The following is a 1,250-nucleotide window of genomic DNA, read 5'->3' as shown; positions in this document are numbered from 1 at the left end:
GTGCCGACCTTCGGGTTCGGCATCATGCCGCGCGGGCCGAGCACCTTACCCAGGCGGCCGACCAGCGGCATCATGTCCGGGGTGGCGATGCAGCGATCGAAATCGATCGTGCCCTTCTGGACGATGTCGACCAGATCCTCGGCGCCAACGATATCGGCGCCGGCGGCCTTGGCTTCCTCGGCCTTGTCGCCGCGCGCGAACACGGCAACGCGCACCGAGCGGCCGGTGCCGTTCGGCAGGTTGACCACGCCGCGGACCATCTGGTCGGCATGGCGCGGATCGACGCCGAGGTTCATGGCGATCTCGACGGTCTCGTCGAACTTCACCGAAGACCGGTCCTTCAACAGCTGCAGCGCTTCAGCGAGCGCATAGGCCTTGTTCGGATCGATGCCTTCGCGGGTCTTGGATACACGCTTTGCAATCTTTGCCATGATCTCAGCCCACCACTTCCAGGCCCATCGAGCGGGCGGAGCCCTCGACCATGCGCATGGCCGCCTCGACGTCGTTTGCGTTCAGGTCCTTCATCTTCTGCTCGGCGATCTGGCGCACCTTGTCGCGAGAGATCGTGCCGGCCTTGACCTTGCCCGGCTCCTTGGAGCCCGACTTGAGGTTGGCGGCCTTCTTCAGGAAGTAGCTCACCGGCGGCGTCTTCATGACGAAAGTGAACGACTTGTCCTGGTAGTAGGTGATGACGACCGGGATCGGCGAGCCCTTCTCCAGTTCCTGGGTCTGCGCGTTGAACGCCTTGCAGAACTCCATGATGTTGATGCCGCGCTGACCAAGCGCCGGGCCGATCGGGGGCGACGGCGTGGCCGAGCCCGCGGCAACCTGGAGCTTGAGCTGGCCTGCAACTTTCTTAGCCATCTCTATTCCTGCCTTTTCTCGTGCCGGCCCCACCATCTGGGAAACGCCGGCGGTTGCAGTCTGGTGGTGCGGTTCCAGCGGCCGGCTAAGCCGCTTTCGCCTCCCACCCGTTCATGGCAGCGCGACATTCGCGCCGCCTCCCGACGCTCTTCGGGCGCGGGTATTCGGATCAGCCCTTTTCGACCTGTCCGAATTCCAGATCGACGGGCACCGCGCGCCCGAAGATCGAAACTTCCACCTTGAGGCGCGCCCGCTCCTCGTCCACTTCCTGGACGAAGCCGTTGAAGGATGCGAACGGGCCGTCCGAAACGCGGATCGCCTCGCCGATCTCGAAGGTGACCGACGGCTTCGGCCGCTCGACGCCTTCCTGAACCTGGTTCAGGATG

The 1,250-nt window shown here is 64.5% G+C and carries 1 protein-coding gene and 2 pseudogenes; all 3 read right to left on the bottom strand.

Going from position 1 to position 1,250, the window contains the following annotated elements; translation table 11 throughout:
* A pseudogene (locus EOA29_RS36895) lies at positions 1-431 on the bottom strand (50S ribosomal protein L1); the annotation flags it as partial.
* A gap of 4 nt (positions 432-435) precedes the next feature.
* Positions 436-864, bottom strand: a complete 429-nt coding sequence (rplK, locus tag EOA29_RS36890) for a 50S ribosomal protein L11 (protein ID WP_059189557.1) — start codon at positions 862-864, stop codon at positions 436-438.
* A gap of 169 nt (positions 865-1,033) precedes the next feature.
* Positions 1,034-1,250 (bottom strand): annotated as a pseudogene (locus EOA29_RS36885) (transcription termination/antitermination protein NusG); the annotation flags it as partial.

The sequence above is a fragment of the Mesorhizobium sp. M1E.F.Ca.ET.063.01.1.1 genome (assembly GCF_003998155.1).
In the GTDB taxonomy this organism is placed as follows: domain Bacteria; phylum Pseudomonadota; class Alphaproteobacteria; order Rhizobiales; family Rhizobiaceae; genus Mesorhizobium.
This window is presented reverse-complemented; position numbering and strand designations above follow the sequence as displayed.

Bases quoted from the DNA above. Each gene is read 5' to 3' on its own strand.
- rplK (WP_059189557.1), bottom strand. From the start codon at position 864: ATGGCTAAGAAAGTTGCAGGCCAGCTCAAGCTCCAGGTTGCCGCGGGC.